Raw genomic sequence first — 14,187 nt, 5'->3', positions numbered from 1 at the left:
AACGATCCTGAACTGCTATCACGGAAGGACCACTCATGACACGCTCCGCCGGGGAGTCTGCTAGTGCCACGCTGATCGGTGGCAGCTCGAACGTTCATGGCATCGTGCCGCAGGCTAGAAGTCAGGCGTTCGGTCGTGATGAATATGCTGCGCGGGTCGGTCAGGTCCAAGGCGATCTGGTCGACGCAGGTCTGGATGTTCTGCTGGTTCATACTCCCGAGAACATCAATTATCTGACCGGCTTCGAAACGTCGGGATACTTCGAGTATCAGGTTTTGGCGGTGCCTGCCTCCGGACAGCCCGGCTTGCTTATCCGTAACACCGAGCGGTTCAACGTCGACGAGTACACCTGGTTGGCCAACGCATCCTTGTGGACTGCGGATGTCGACTACTTTGAGGCTACTGCCCAGCTCGTGGACTCGCTCGGTGCTCCCGGCTCGGCTCGCGTCGGACTCGAGTTCCACTCGTGGTTCGTCACCGCGCAGGTGAGTACGGCGCTGACATCCAAGATGCCACGGCACAAGGTGGTCGATGCCGGACGGATCGTCGAGCTGAGGCGGCTGGTCAAGAGTCCGGCCGAGCAGGCGTACGTCCGGGCTGCGGCTGCGATCGCGGACAAGACGATGGCCGCGGCCGTGGCGGCCGCTGCGGCCGGCCGCAGCGAGCTCGACGTGGCCGCCGCGGCATATCAGGAGCACTTCATGGCGGGTGGTGAGTACCCTGCGCTGCCCCACTTCGTGAAGTCCGGGGAACGCTGCATGCTCCAGCACGCCACTGCCAGCGACAAGATTCTTGAGCCAGGTGAGTTGCTTCATATGGAGTTCCTCGGCGTGAAGCGCCGCTACCACGCCGCCCTCATCCGCACCGTGCACATCGGTCGAGCGTCAAGGGCTGTGCGCCAGTCCGCCGCGATCATTCTCGATGTTCAGGATCAGATGCTGGCCGAGCTCAAGCCCGGGGCTTCTGTCAGCGAGGTCACCAAACGCGGCCGCGACTGCATCAACGCTCTCCGGGTGCGGGATTTCAACGCCGTCCGGATCGCGTTGCACGATGGCGACCCCAACGAGTTTCAGCTCAGCATCGCTGCCTATCCCGGCACTAATCGGCGGCTTGGCTACTCCATGGGCATCGGCTTCCCACCGAACGCAGGCGAAGCCCACACCCTCGACTTCCGCGAGAGCGCAACGATGGAACTCCAGGCTGGAATGACGTTCCATATGCTGGCTGGGACGAGTCCGGAACTGTCATTCAGCGAGACGGTGCTCATCACCGACGACGGCTGGGAGCGGCTCACCCAGACACCGCGCGAGCTGATCGAGTCCTGATGTACACGTTCACCGGAACCGCACACCAACGTGGCGAACAGCACGGCAGGGAACTCGCACGCGCCATTGCCGATCGCGTGGGCCGCTTGCTGCCCTCCGATCTGTCCGCAATCCAGCGGACCCGCCTCGCCCAGCCCTGGCTGGACGCGACCGAAGAGCTTGACACAGACCTCGCCCGTGAGATTGCAGGTATCGCCGCTGGTTCCGGCGCGACGCTCGCGGAGGTCGTGCTGCTGAACAGCTTCGAGGCAATCAAGCTCTCGGATTCGGTGGAGCAGGGAGGATGCACTGTCGTTGGGGCGACAACGAGTGGTGGGACTGTCATCGCCCAGAACTGGGATGCGAACCCACAGCGCGCGAGGGGACTGACGGTCCATCGGCACCGCGACCCCAACGTCCCGGAAGTCGCCGTGCTTGCCTCACCCGGCAGCCTGGGCTGGCTCGGTATGAACGAGTACGGGCTCGGACTCGTCAACAACGACCTCCTCGGGGGCCCGATCGCACTCACGGCGCCCAGTCAAGTGATCCGGCGCATTCTCCTCAAGCAGACCGACAGCTCCTCGGCGCTGTCGGCAGCACTGGCCATCCAGCATCCCGCCTTGCGCAGCTACGTGCTCGCAGACTCGGCTGGAGTGCTCGCGGCCATGGAAGTTGTCCCCTACGAGGCGCCTGCCGTCAGGACGGATGCGGCCGATGTAGCGCACGCCAACCATGCGGTGGCCCCGAGAGTCCGGGCGGTTGAAGACCGGAAATTGCAGGAGTCCGTGTTTCCGTCCTCGGCACACCGCGCACACCGCGCAGCTGAACTGCTGGAGCGACCCCACAAGGACAACGACCAACTGAGCCGCGTGCGCCAGATTCTGCGCGACCACGAAGGGCTGCCACTGTCGATCTGTCGGCACCCCGCTCCCACCGAGGAGACCTGCACCGTTGCCTCGGTCGTCTTTGACTGCACGAACCGCCAGGCACAGTTCGATCTCGGCCCCGCGTGCAAACCCCACACCTGCGAAATCGTCGATTTCGGCGTCACCGCCCCCCTCCCCAGTCCACCGAGGCAACGCTCAACACGGCCTGGACGAAGCAGCCAGACACCTTCGACATCTACATCCTCAGCAGTGCCGCGCCGACCGGAAGCGAACGCACCAGCAACCTCTCGAACAGACCTCCAGGAGAATCAGAAGTGAATGTTGAAGAAGCGCTCTGTTCGACAGTCGCCGGCCTTCGCTATCGCGATCTTCCCGAGGCCACGATCACGAGTACGAAGCGTGTGCTGCTTGACACCGTAGGAACAATGTTCGCGGGGTCCTCGCAAGAGGGCGCTGCTGCGATCGCGAAATGGGCCGGCGGTCCGTCTCGCGAGAGCCAAGCGACAGTCGGCAGCTTCGGTGGAACGGGCCGGTCTACCGACGTCGCTGTGGCGAACGGCTACATGGCGCATGCGCTCGACTTCGACGAAACCCTCGACGAGGCAGAGATGCATACAGCTGTGGCAGTGATACCCGCGGTTCTAGCGGCGGCCGAAGCTGCAGGCATTGCCGACGGGAAGCGATTGATCGAGTCGATCGTCTGCGGCACCGAGGTCCACGGCCGCCTCGGCGTCGGCGTCCAGAGCAGCCCATTCGAATACGGCTGGGTGTACACCTCCGTGCTGGGCTCAATCGGCGCCGCCGCGGGCGTCGCCAAATTGCTCGGCGGTGATCACGAGATCATCTGGAATGCGATGGGCATCGCGTACTCAGAGGCAGCCGGCAACTGCCAGACGTCAGCAGACGGAAGCCTCGCCAAGCGACTCCAGCCAGGGCTCGCAGCGGGAGCCGGCATCCGGGCCGCTGAGCTTGCTCAGGTCGGGCTGACTGGCTCGCGAGGCTTCCTCAATGGTAAATACGGCCTCGCATCGTTGTACTTCCGCGACAAGTACGACTCATCTCGCGCAGTTCGCGGGCTCGGGTCCGAGTGGCAAATCGATCAACTGGCGTTCAAGCCCTATCCCTGTTGCCGGGCCATCCACGGGGCCATCGATCTCGTACTTGCAGCGGTTGAGGCCGGCAAGCTCCGACCCGAGACTCTCCGCTCGATGCGGATCGGAACATCGGCAGGAGGTCAGAAGGATCTCGGCGAGCCACCTGAGCAGAAGCGCCGCCCAAGCTCACTCATCGATTGCCAGTTCAGCCTGCCATGGGTCGCGGCATTGGTGACAGTGAATGGGCGAGGTCTGAAGGTTCAGGACATGGGACCGCATCACGAAGCCGACCCTGAGGTGACGAGGGTAGTGGATCTGATCACAACCTACGCGGATCCACGAATCCGGGAACGAGAAGGCGCTCGAGAAGCCATCATTGCCTTCGAGACTCTCGATGGAGAGACGTACGAGGCGAAGGTCAACACATTCCACGGCAGCCCAGATGACCCAATGAGCGATGACGAACTCGTATCAAAGTTCCACGACTGTGCATCGATGGCGAGCACCCCGATTCACCACGAGGCGGCTGACGCAGTTCGCAAGTCAATCATGAACTTGGAGGATATTCAGAGTTCGAAAGCTATCGGTGAAATGTTAGCGCCACGTCCTGAGCACGGGTAATGCACGCTCACCGCCTTGACCTCCCGACCAGCAGTCTCTGCTTATGTCTCCACACGCTGACCCGATCGACAGCGGACCGCAAACCTGCGGACAGGAGAGAGTACGAGAACAACCGCCCTGATCGTCGGCGCAGGCGTCATCGGCCTTACCTACAAGTTCACCGTCGGAGAACATCGATCACGGTGATCCACGCCGCCGAGAGCCTCACTGGAATGAGCGCCGCGACGTACGGACGGGACAACGCGAATACGAGGACGCAGATGCCTCTGCACAACGAACTGTGACCAGACCCGAACACCAGGTCTCAGCACTATACGACTGCTTGGTGGGATCAGCCTGAATGCCTACGCACACGGACCACCAGCCTCATGCAAATGCGCTCGAGCCTCAACATGGCATGGTCGGTCGTATCGCCTCCTATGTCGTCGCTGCGCGCGGCGAACGCGTCGCCGAGCCGGTACGGGAAGCGGCCTTCAGGGTGATCTTTGACCTGCTAGGTGCGGCAGCTGCCGGCGTCGGTCAAGCCGGGCCGATTGCGATCCGCGGCGCGGTCGGTAAGGCCATGGCCGCTGGCTCCGCCCCCATCTGGCTCTCGGGTGAATCGACTTCCGTCATCGGAGCCGCGTGGGCCAACAGCGCGGCGGCCGCAGCCCTCGACCTCGATGACGGCCACCGCCTGGCTAGGGGGCATCCGGGAGCGGCTGTAATCCCAACCGCCTTCGCTGTCGCCACCGAGACGAACGCCACGCTCGAGGACATCATCGGCTCCATCGTCATCGGCTACGAGGTGGGCGTCACGGTTGGTGCCGCACGCACAACCTACGGAAGCACCGGAACCTGGGCCTCGTACGCCGTTGTTGCCACCGCCGCCGCACTTCGCCAAACGTCATACGACGTCTTGGCCCACGCCCTAGCGATCGCCGGAGAGAGCGCACCCAATCAGTCGTTCGCGAGCGCCCCAGCTCCACGCATGCCCGCTCCCGAAGGCAGCGCCGTCAAGGAAGGAATCCCGTGGTCGGTCGTCACCGGACTGGCCGCACTTGAATTGGCGGAGGCAGGGCACACCGGGCCACGCAACATTCTCGACAGTCCCCGCCAGTACCGTTTCCCGGACGAACTCGTACTGGGATCGTCCCAACACATCTGCAATGTCTACTTCAAGCCCTATGCCTGCTGCCGACACATCCACGCTCCTATCGACGGCATGCTGCAACTGCTCGAACGGCACGACCTCGCTGCTGGCGAGATCGACGCCATTGAGGTGGAGACCACCAGCGGGGCACTGCGCATCACGAACAAGGTGTGTCCCACAAATCTCATCGATGTTCAATACAGCATCCCCTACTGCCTAGCCCTCACCGCCATCGCAGGCTCGGGGGCTTTGCTGCCGCTGACTCCCGAGGCTCTGAGGCTGGACGGCGCGACCGCGCTGGCGCGTAAGGTCAAGCTGTCGCTCAGTCCCGCGTTCGACGCACGTTTTCCAGCGGAGACGCTGGCCCGCGTCACCATCACCTGTGGAGAGCAGCGACTTACGTCCGGCGTGGTAACACCACGTGGTGAGGCGACGAACCCGCTGTCCTGGGCAGACCTTGAGGCAAAGTTCAAAGCAGCAACGCAAACGGTTGCAACCGAGGCTCAGCAAGAGCAGCTGCTGAGTGCCGTCAACGAGGCCCGCGCAGGCAACATGACCGCCCTCACGACCTGTCTCGCAGAAGTGAACCTGGGCAATCCTGGCCAATGTCGATGAAACCGGCTCCGGCGTCTGTCGATGTGCGGTGCTGTGCGTCGTTGCTGTGCGTCGTTGTTGTGTGTCCGACGCTGTGTGCTGCGGCGTTCGGCCCGGGGAAGTTGTTGCCGGTGACATCGAGATGCGGGAAGAGCGCGCCGTCCAGGCGGATGTAGCCGATCCCGCGGCGTTCCTGGGCAACCAGCACCTGCCCGCCGTGAGGAGCTTGCCGCCGATCTCGACCAACGCCGGACACGATCTGGTTTCGCGGACCCGACATCACGCGGCAGGAGGGACTGCAGTTGCGCCTCGTGGGTGGTGCTGGTTTGGCACGAGCTCGACCGAGTTCGCCTCGAGATCCGGCCGGGGGAGCCGGTGAGTGGTGTGAATCTGGAGGGCAAGGCTGCATGGGGGAGTTGCACTGTGATGTCTCGGCTCTGCTGGTGGAGCTAGCGTTTCGTGTGTTCACGGCGTCGCTCTTGATGCTGCGACCAGGCTTGCAGCGGCAGTCGTGGCTCCACACTGCATGTATCCGCACCAATGCCTGGGTGTCTGTCAGCGCAGCGTTGTTGGTGACCGTCGGCGCGGGCGGTCGGGCTTGGCCAGGATCTGGGCGCCGGCGTGGGCCGGGCCTTGCCGGCGCAGCCCCGAGCCCGCATAGTGCACGCCGACGAACCGGGCGCGGACCAGCACGCTTGGGGCCGGCGCGTCGGTGCAGAAGCGGCAAAGGTGCATGACGTGGCATCGGCCCGTGCGCGGGTCAGCTAGTCGTCGTCGGAGTTGTCGTGCTGGGGGTGGATGGCGGTGACGCCGGGTACGGCCGTCAGTGCAGTAATGAGGTCGCGAAGCGGTACTTTGCCACGGAACCGGCAGTTGACCGCGACGATGCGGTCGCCGTCGGGCTTTTCGTGCAGCGATGTTGACAGGATCGCGGTGTGGAATCCCATGTCGGTGGCGGTCGCGAGCACGGTGCGCAGTACGCCTTCGCCGTCGTGGTATCGGACGGTGAGGGCTCTCCGTCGGTCCGTGGTCGGGAGTGTGCGCCCGAGTGGCGCGAGTACGAAGATCGTCACGAGATGTAGGGCGGTGACTGCTGTGGCGACGACTGGCATGCCGGCGGCGCATGCCATGCCGACGCCTGCGGATACCCAGACGGTTGCGGCCGTGGTCAGCCCGCGGACGATGTCGCGGCGCATGAAGATCACGCCGGCTCCGAGGAAGCCGATACCTGAGACGATCTGCGCGGCGATGCGCGATGGATCGACGACAACGTCCGTACCGACGACGCCTGCGAATCCGTAGGCGGAGACGAGGGTGAAGACTGCCGAGCCCATCCCGACGAGTGTGTGGGTGCGCAGGCCCGCGGCCTTCTGGTGGTACAGGCGTTCAAGGCCGATGATCGCGCACAGCACGAAGGCGAGTCCGAGCAACTGAAGCTCGATTGTCGTTGTTCCAGTCCAGGCCCAGCCCATCCTCAAACCCTCCGCGGGTTCTGCGTCGGAGCGCCAGCGGAGGCTGGTGTGCGGAGACGGCGCTGCCGTTGGATCCGGCCGGTGTGGGTCGGGTGAAGCAAGGATGAATTTCGCATAGCTCCCTCTTCTCGCCGGGTTCAGGTGGTGGTAGCGTCCCCGACTGGGACCGATCCCGGGACCGGTCCCAGCTCATCGCTCTCGAACCATATCTCGTCGGAAGGCATGAAGATGCGCCGTTTCAAACGCCCCCGCGGGCCCCTTGTCCTGGCCACGGTCATGGCGACCGTCGCTGCAACCCTTGCCGGTTGCTCGTCGGGCTCTGCGGGTTCTTCGGGTGGTGGCCCGAGCACGGTGAGTTTGATGATCTGGGATCCGGCTCAGAAGGCGGGTGTGCAAAAGGCCGTGGACGGTTTCCAGGCCGCGAACCCGGACGTCAGGGTCTCTCTGGAGCAGGTCCCGGAGGACCAGTACTACACCAAGCTTGATGCCTCGCTGGGCGCCGGCGAAGGCCCGGATGTGATGTGGCAGAGTTCGCGGGCTCCGGTCTATATCGAGGGCGGCGCCCTGGAGCCGTTGGATCACTACATCGAGAAGGACAAGGTGTCGATGGACGCCTACCCTGACAAGTTCGTCAACTTGTACAAGTTTGACGGCAAGCAGTACGGCATCCCCAAGGATCAGGACGTCTGGTCGGTCGTCTACAACAGCGCAGTGTTCAAGAAGCTCGGAGTGACAGACGTCCCCACGGCGGGCTGGACGTGGGAGGACATGCTCCGAATCGCCGGGGAGATCAAGGCGAAGCAGACCTCGTCTGCGGACGTGCCGATGTACTACAACTACGACTTCAACCGCGGAGTGGGCAGCCTCATCCACTCTCTCGAGGGCACCGTCGTCAAGGATGGTAAGGGCACCGTGTCCTCACCACAGGGCATCGAGGCGTTCGAGATGATCAAGGACCTGCAGGACAAGGAGCTGATCCCGCCGGTCAAGGACTCGGCGGACTTCAAGGGGACGCAGTCCCTTCTCTCGGGCAGCATCGCGATGGCGAAGGTTCCGTCCTGGGAGCTGTCCCTACTCGCGCAGGCCAATGTCCCGACCGGTACGTTCCACATGGTTCCGCAGCCCTCGATCAACGGGTCGCGAGCGACCGACACCAACGGGCTGTCCTACGTCATGAACGCCAACTCCAAGCAGAAGGACGCGGCGTGGAAGCTCATCAAGTACCTCACCTCCGACGAGGGTGCCAAGCTGCAGGCCGAAGGTGGCGCGTCCTTCCCGGCCAACGTCTCACCTGATGTCAAGCAGGCGTACTACAAAGCGTTCAGCACGATCGCCGGAATGCAGGAAACCTTCGATGTGACGCTCAAGCAGAACTACCTGCGCACTACCACCGAGTTCCCGAAGATCCGTGCGGTCATGCCAGAGATCGAGAGCACGGTCGCAGGACCGTACTACGCCGGATCGATGTCCGCGTCGGAGGCGGCGAGCAAGGCCGACGCCATCCTCACGAAGTCTTTGAAACAATGACCAACCTCACGCTACGGCGCCCCGCAGGCGTCGACGAGGGTTTGCGCCGCCCAACGGTGCGGCGCAAACCCGGCCGGCGAGACGCCTGGATCGGCTTCCTGTTCCTGCTTCCTCTCTTTGCCGGCCTTTTCGTGTTCCGCTTCTACGGCTTCGGCTACAACGTATGGCTGTCGTTCAACAAGGCCGGCGCCTTCGGCCGAGCGAGGTTCACCGGGCTCGACAACTACCAGCGGTTGCTCTCCGACAGCCAACTCTGGATCGCGTTGGTCAACACGTTCAAGTTCACCGCGATCGTCGTCCCTGGTGTGGTCGTGATGGCGCTGCTGTCGGCGACCCTGATGCAGTACAAGTTCCGTGGACAGTCAGCCTTCCGAGTCATCGTGTTCCTGCCCGCGGTGTGTCTCCCGACGGCGGCCATCTTGTTGTTCGGGTGGCTGTTCCAGACTCGGTATGGCCTCATCAACGCCGTGATCCAAGCTGTCGGCGGCTCATCGGTCAGCTGGTTCGGATCCCCGGCTGGCGTCACGGTCGTCATCACGGTGATCGTCGTCTTCCTGTCCTTCAGCGTCCCGACGATCATCCTGTACGCCGGCATGCAGGAGATCCCGTCCGAAATCTACGAATCGGCCACCCTCGACGGTGCCGGCCCTGCGCGCCGATTCTTCTCGCTCACATTGCCGCTCCTCAGCCCGTCACTGTTCTTCGTCATCCTCACCACGACGATCGGCACACTGAAGCTGTTCGACGTGGCCTACGTCTTGTTGCCGCCCGAGCAGTCCGCCTCGGTGAATTTCGGGCTCACGGCCGTGTACTACTACTACCAACTGGCCTTCCTGAACATCGGTGACCGCGGATACGCCTCGGCCGTCTCCCTGCTGCTGTTCGTGCTGATCCTCGCCGTCTCGATCGTGATGTTCCGGCTGCAACGTCGGTTCGTTCACTACGGGGAGGATGGCTGATGCTGCAGCAATATCGCGTCCGTTGGTGGACCTTCGCTGTCATCGCCGTGATCGGGCTCTTGGTTCTGGTGCCCTTCGCCTGGATGGTTGCCACGGCCTTGATGACCCCGGGCCAGACCCTCCTGGTCCCACCGAAGGTGATCCCCGACCCGGCGACCCTCGACGGGGCGCGGGGGGTGTTCGACCGGATCCCGTATCTAACCCTCCTGGGGAACACTGTGATCGCGTCGATCGGTCGGGTGATCGGAACGCTGTTCATCTGCACCCTCGCTGCGTATGCGCTCGCCGTCATCAAAGTCCCGGGGGCCCGGGTCATCCTGGTCACTGTCCTCGCCTTGATCATGGTTCCCGGCGACATCTTCATCGTCCCGAACTTCGCGATCATCTCCGCGTTCGGCCTCACCGACACCCTCCTGGCCTTGTTCCTGCCGTCGATCTTCGACGTGTTCGGGGTGTTCCTGCTGTATCAGTTCTTCCGGGGCATCCCCCGGGAGCTGGTGGAGGCGGCGCGGATGGACGGCGCATCGCATCTGCGGATCATGACGACGATCGTCGTGCCGATCGCCCGCGGCGGACTCATCACGCTCGCGATCCTGACGGTGCTCTCGGAGTGGAAAGAGCTGCTGTGGCCGATCGTGGTCAACAGGTCGATCGACAAGCTGACCCTCGGACCAGGAATCGCCCTGCTCCGCGGCTCGTACACCACCGATTACAACGTCTTGATGTCCGCCGGCGTGCTGGCCGCGTTGCCGATGATCGCCATCTTCCTCATCCTCCAGAAGCGGTTCATCGCCAGCGTCGCCCGAAGCGGGCTGAAGTGATCGATGACAGAAGGGACTTCGCCATGACGTCTGCACCTCTTGAGCGCTCCATGCCTGCGCCGAGGTGGAGCCGACGATGATGAGGCGTGCGGCGCGATCGCGAACAGCTCTGCCTCTGGGGCGAGCGCATCTCCGTGCACAGGTCGGGGGCAGATAACATGAGTCACATGCCCAGCAGCGCCGACTCCCCAGACGGCGTTTCCCCAGACGGCGCTTCTCAGGGAGACCCCCGAAAGGCGAGCACGATCCGAGACGTCGCCTCGGCGGCTGGGGTGTCGAAGTCGACGGCATCCCGGGCACTGCTGGGGCAGCCTGGGGTCAGCCGGGCGAACATGGAGAAGGTGCAGCGGGCAGTCCAGCAGCTCGACTTCATTCCGAACCAGATTGCCCGCAGTCTGTCGGTGCCGTCACCGGCCACGCTGGGTCTCTTCCTGCGAAATGCGGAATACCCGTTCTACGGTCACCTCGCCAAAGGGTTCGTCGGCGAGGCCGGCCTGCGCGGGTACGAGGTGTTATCCGTCTCCTCGTTCGATCAGCCGGACGACGCCAACTACCAGTCGCTGATGGTTCTCGCCGGTCTTCGGGCTGCCGGGATCGTTGTTGCCTCACCCGTTGTCGACCCGCTGACGATACGGCGTGTCGCAACACGCGTCCCCCTGGTGCTCGTCGGTCAGATGGGCCAGGCATCCAACCCCGACGTGCCGTTCGTTGCCCCGGACCCCGACGATGGGGTAGTACTCATCGAGCACGTTGCCGCTCTCGGACATACATCCGTGGCCCTGACCGCCGTCTCGCCTGAACAATCTCCAACGCAGTGGGTCCGGATCGAAAGGATGCGCAGCCACCTCGAAGCCCGAGGCATCCGCAACCGCATCGTCACTGTTGAACCTGGGATGAATCTGGTTGAGCTGGTCTCCGGACTGCACCAGGCGTCGGTGACTGCAGTGTTGTGCAACAACGATTTCATCGCGCTTGATGTGCTGGCTGCGGCCGCGCACCTCGGGTTGTCGGTTCCTGGCGATCTATCGGTCACGGGGTTCGACGGGCTTCCGCCATTTGATCATGAGGCGCTCGGGCTGACGACATACCGCGTCCCGACGGCTGGCTTGGCAGCCGCAGCAGTGGATCTCGTGCACAAGCTGATTCAGGCCGAGGAAGTTGAGCTCGGCGGCGTGTTCGTTCCCGGTGAGCTGCTTGTAAGCCGCACAACGGGGCCGGCGCCCACACGCTAGTCCCATTCGCGATGCGTGCTGGAGCGTGACCGCCCAGCACCTCTCCATGGCTGACGGCATCAATCGCGCGATTCTCCCGGGCCGCGCCACATCTCCGCATCGCCGATCCCTGCAACAAGTCACCAGACCTGCAAGATCAACCACGTGAAACGGTAGCCGACTTGACGAACTTCGACACCCAACATCTCCTGAACATCGCTCGAAGCAGCGCCAAACGGGCCGGCGCGCTGGCCGCTGAGATGCGCGCCGATGGAATCAGCGTCGAGTCGACGAAATCGAATCGGCTGGACATCGTCACACAGGCGGACACCGCGGTCGAGTCGCTGATCCGGAGGAGCCTCGCAACGACTCGCCCCGACGACGGGTTCCTCGGTGAGGAGGGCGATCCGACCGATGGGACATCGGGGATCACCTGGGTCGTCGACCCCATCGACGGAACCGTGAACTATCTGTTCGGGTCGCCGTACTACGCGGTGTCGATCGCTGCGACGGTCCGCGAGCAGGACGGTCGCCGCCGCACATTGGCGGGCTGCGTCTTCGCACCCGAACTCAACGCCGAGTACACCGCGACCGCAGATCAGCCTGCACTCCTCAACGGACGTGAACTGCAGGTTGATGACCAAGTCACCCTCGACAACGCTCTGGTCGCGACTGGCTTCCCATATGACCACACCAGGCGCGACCGCGTCCTCGCCGCCATGTCTGGGCTCGCTCCCAAGATCCGCGACTTCAGACTCAACGGTGCGGCCTCTCTGGAAATCTGCGGAGTCGCCGATGGGCGACTCAACGCCTTGTTCTTGTGGGACCTCCCAATCTGGGACTACGCGGCTGCGGCACTCATCGCCACTCGGGCGGGCGCCCGAGTTCAAGGCGGGAAGGACTCACCACGAGCGCCTCTCCTCCTGGCCGCCCATCCGCTGCTCGCAAACGCGATCACCCCACATCTGCAGCACCAATGAAGGACCAGCCCACCGAACGCAACCAGAACCATCTGAACTGACCCCTGATCAAGGAGAGATATGTTGACCACACCTCGGACCTTCGTCCTCGCCGGGCATCGCGGAAACATGGCTGCTGCGCCAGAGAACACGCTGCTCTCATTTGCAAGTGCAGAAAGCGTCGGCGTCGACGAAATCGAACTCGACGTTCAACTCACACGAGATGGTGTCCTCGTTGTCATCCATGACCGCACTGTCGAACGTACTGCCGCGACCTCAACCCCCCATCTGCGGGCGGTCATCGAGGACTTGACCCTTGAACAGGTCCGAAGTGTCGACCTGGGCGAGGATCAGCGGATCCCGACCCTGGACGAGGTACTTGAATCGACGACCGCCCTTCTCAGGGTCGAGATCAAAGCGCTGGCCGCGGCACGACCCCTCGCCGACCTATTGAGTCAGCGGGATGAGCGCGATCAAGCACGATGCATCGTGACAAGCTTCAGTTCACTCTCACTCGCTGACTTCGTCGCGGCAAGCCCCGGCCTGGCGCGAGGAGTCGGATTGCACGTTCCACACCTGGACAGTGACTGGCGTGATGAGGTCAAGAGGATCGGCGCATCGACAGTCCTGATGCCCTTCCACGTACTAACCCGCGACCTCGTCGACGAGATCCACCAAGACGGGCTCCACGTAGAAGCGTCCCTGATCGAGGGCCCCGCCGATGTCCGCTCGATCCTCGAACTCGACGTCGACGCATCTGCCTCAAACTCGCCCGGCTACGCTCGCGACCTCCTCAAAGCGTCCGATGAGTTCACAACACGCTTTCCCTCGTTCGTACAACGCAGCCTCAGTCACGCAAGCGCAACTCCCTAGCTCGGCGCGTCCGACGACGACCGAACGTTTTCAGCTCGACCCCGGCAATAGTTGGGAAACGGGGCGCGGGAGGCGCCTACGGCATGAGCGCGCGGGCGATCTCAGATGGCCTCGATACAGGTCGTTGAAGATCTGAGATTGCAAGCGCGGGGTCGGCGCGGTAGATCGGTTCGGCGATCGTAACCGTGTCGGCCCTTCGCACGGGCCTGGAGGCTACAGTGCGAACCGCGGATTGAGCTGTGCGGTCGCCCTGAGGGCTCGCGTGCCAGCCTTCCACCGCCGGTCGTTCCTCAACGGGATCTCGTCGAGTTGGTCCTGGATCTCCTGATCCTGGTTCTGTGCAGTCTTCCGGACGGCGATTGTCGATCACCATGGACGCAGACTCGGCTGTAGGTGGCGATGACGTGCTCGACTGTCCGGAGCGGCCTCCTGACGGCCTAAGCCTTGCCTGGTCAATCGCGACGCTGATCCGTCTGCTGGATGAGGCGATCGACTCTGCGGGTGCCCAGTTGGCGCGATCGGCGGGGCTTTGGGACGACACACCAAACGGCGGTCTGGCGCGCCGAGCAGCTCGCCGGCCACGGAGCCATGCCCTGAAGTCGCAGGCGGCTGATGGCCAGACGCTGCTCGAAGAACAAGCGGACCAGCTCGAATTGCCTTGAGACATGGGAGGTTTGTGGCCGAACTCGCGTCCTGGAACTCGTGATCCGGGTTCTGGCGAGGGGATGGCCGG

The 14,187-nt window shown here is 63.6% G+C and carries 13 protein-coding genes; 11 read left to right on the top strand and 2 right to left on the bottom strand.

Annotated elements, in window-relative coordinates; genetic code table 11:
- The first annotated feature begins 35 nt into the window (after nt 1–35).
- The 4 genes from ACZ6O0_RS07770 to ACZ6O0_RS07755 all read left to right on the top strand — a co-directional run bounded on the left by ACZ6O0_RS07770 (nt 36) and on the right by ACZ6O0_RS07755 (nt 5,653).
- The gene (locus tag ACZ6O0_RS07770; RefSeq protein ID WP_465764025.1) at nt 36–1,325 is read left to right on the top strand and encodes a M24 family metallopeptidase; all 1,290 of its coding nucleotides are present in this window, start codon (nt 36–38) and stop codon (nt 1,323–1,325) included.
- On the top strand, nt 1,325–2,509 hold the full coding sequence (locus tag ACZ6O0_RS07765) for a C45 family autoproteolytic acyltransferase/hydolase (protein ID WP_465764024.1): 1,185 nt from the start codon (nt 1,325–1,327) through the stop codon (nt 2,507–2,509). The genes ACZ6O0_RS07770 and ACZ6O0_RS07765 overlap by 1 nt, the downstream gene beginning before the upstream one ends.
- Nucleotides 2,506–3,906, top strand: a complete 1,401-nt coding sequence (locus tag ACZ6O0_RS07760; protein WP_465764023.1) for an MmgE/PrpD family protein — start codon at nt 2,506–2,508, stop codon at nt 3,904–3,906. Before ACZ6O0_RS07765 ends, ACZ6O0_RS07760 begins: the two co-directional genes overlap by 4 nt.
- 397 nt (nt 3,907–4,303) lie before the next feature.
- Nucleotides 4,304–5,653 (top strand): MmgE/PrpD family protein, encoded by a 1,350-nt coding sequence (locus ACZ6O0_RS07755; RefSeq protein WP_465764022.1) that lies wholly within the window; start codon nt 4,304–4,306, stop codon nt 5,651–5,653.
- 534 nt (nt 5,654–6,187) lie between these two features.
- Here the strand turns inward: ACZ6O0_RS07755 and ACZ6O0_RS07750 are convergent.
- Entirely contained in the window at nt 6,188–6,367 is a 180-nt protein-coding gene (locus ACZ6O0_RS07750) for a hypothetical protein (RefSeq protein ID WP_465764021.1), read from the bottom strand.
- Nucleotides 6,368–6,396: 29 nt separating this feature from the next.
- Nucleotides 6,397–7,104: an MgtC/SapB family protein gene (locus tag ACZ6O0_RS07745; RefSeq protein ID WP_465764020.1), complete on the bottom strand. Its 708-nt coding sequence runs from the start codon at nt 7,102–7,104 to the stop codon at nt 6,397–6,399.
- Between the two features lie 360 nt (nt 7,105–7,464).
- On the opposite strand from ACZ6O0_RS07745, the gene ACZ6O0_RS07740 reads away from it, so the two are divergent.
- The 7 genes from ACZ6O0_RS07740 (at nt 7,465) to ACZ6O0_RS07710 (ending at nt 14,116) form a co-directional block, all read left to right on the top strand.
- A complete protein-coding gene (locus tag ACZ6O0_RS07740) occupies nt 7,465–8,631 on the top strand; it encodes an ABC transporter substrate-binding protein (RefSeq protein WP_465764019.1) in 1,167 nt (388 codons plus the stop codon).
- Entirely contained in the window at nt 8,628–9,590 is a 963-nt protein-coding gene (locus ACZ6O0_RS07735; protein WP_465764018.1) for a carbohydrate ABC transporter permease, read from the top strand. The genes ACZ6O0_RS07740 and ACZ6O0_RS07735 overlap by 4 nt, the downstream gene beginning before the upstream one ends.
- Nucleotides 9,590–10,411, top strand: coding sequence for a carbohydrate ABC transporter permease (locus ACZ6O0_RS07730; protein WP_465764017.1), 822 nt, complete (start codon nt 9,590–9,592; stop codon nt 10,409–10,411). Before ACZ6O0_RS07735 ends, ACZ6O0_RS07730 begins: the two co-directional genes overlap by 1 nt.
- A gap of 158 nt (nt 10,412–10,569) precedes the next feature.
- Entirely contained in the window at nt 10,570–11,643 is a 1,074-nt protein-coding gene (locus tag ACZ6O0_RS07725) for a LacI family DNA-binding transcriptional regulator (RefSeq protein ID WP_465764016.1), read from the top strand.
- Between the two features lie 161 nt (nt 11,644–11,804).
- Nucleotides 11,805–12,602, top strand: coding sequence for an inositol monophosphatase family protein (locus tag ACZ6O0_RS07720; RefSeq protein WP_465764015.1), 798 nt, complete (start codon nt 11,805–11,807; stop codon nt 12,600–12,602).
- A 60-nt stretch (nt 12,603–12,662) separates the two neighbouring features.
- Nucleotides 12,663–13,454 (top strand): glycerophosphodiester phosphodiesterase, encoded by a 792-nt coding sequence (locus ACZ6O0_RS07715; protein ID WP_465764014.1) that lies wholly within the window; start codon nt 12,663–12,665, stop codon nt 13,452–13,454.
- Nucleotides 13,455–13,792: 338 nt separating this feature from the next.
- Nucleotides 13,793–14,116 (top strand): hypothetical protein, encoded by a 324-nt coding sequence (locus ACZ6O0_RS07710; RefSeq protein WP_465764013.1) that lies wholly within the window; start codon nt 13,793–13,795, stop codon nt 14,114–14,116.
- Nucleotides 14,117–14,187 lie beyond the last annotated feature (71 nt).

It is taken from the genome of Kribbella sp. NPDC048837 (genome assembly GCF_055586945.1).
This window is presented reverse-complemented; position numbering and strand designations above follow the sequence as displayed.